This window comes from Brachybacterium sp. AOP3-A1-3 (genome assembly GCF_052378285.1).
Taxonomy (GTDB): domain Bacteria; phylum Actinomycetota; class Actinomycetes; order Actinomycetales; family Dermabacteraceae; genus Brachybacterium.
Window position 1 is genome coordinate 1 of sequence record NZ_JBQSXM010000066.1, and the last position, 610, is coordinate 610.

Annotated in this window: 1 protein-coding gene; it reads left to right on the forward strand. The window is 68.2% G+C overall.

The window, feature by feature from the left end:
- On the forward strand, window positions 1-610 hold a 610-nt coding region (locus ACT3T5_RS19605; RefSeq protein ID WP_444595334.1), incomplete at both ends, for a hypothetical protein.

Below are 610 nucleotides of genomic sequence, written 5' to 3' on the forward strand. Positions count from 1 at the left end.
TTCCGCTCCGCAGTCCGCTGAGCAGGCCGGAGAGCTCGCCTACACGATCACCGGGCCCGACGGGAGCCCCGTCACGGAGTATCAGGAGGCACACGAGAAGGAGATGCACCTGATCGTTGTCCGCACCGACGGCACCCAGTACCGCCATGTGCACCCGGAGCTGGACCCATCCACCGGCAGCTGGTCCCTGCCCTGGCAGTGGGAGGAAGCCGGTACGTACAAGATCTACGCCGACTTCGCCCCCACCGGCGACGGCGAGGACACCCTGACGCTGTCGCGAACCGTTGACGTTGCCGGCGAACTCACGCCGGTCACCGACCGTCCCCTCTCCGCGAAGGACGAGGTCGACGGGTTCGAGGTGACTCTGGACGGAGAGCTGACTGCCGGGACATCCAGCGACCTCACGCTGAGCGTCACCCAGGACGGCGCTCCGGTGACCACCTTGGAGCCCTACCTCGGCGCCTTCGGCCATCTCGTCGCCCTGCGCGAGGGCGATATGGAGTACCTCCACGTCCACGCCGAGGGCGAGGACCCGGTACCCGGGGAGACCTCCGGCCCGGAGATCTCCTTCATGGCGGATGCCCCCACGGCCGGCCGCTACTACCTCTAC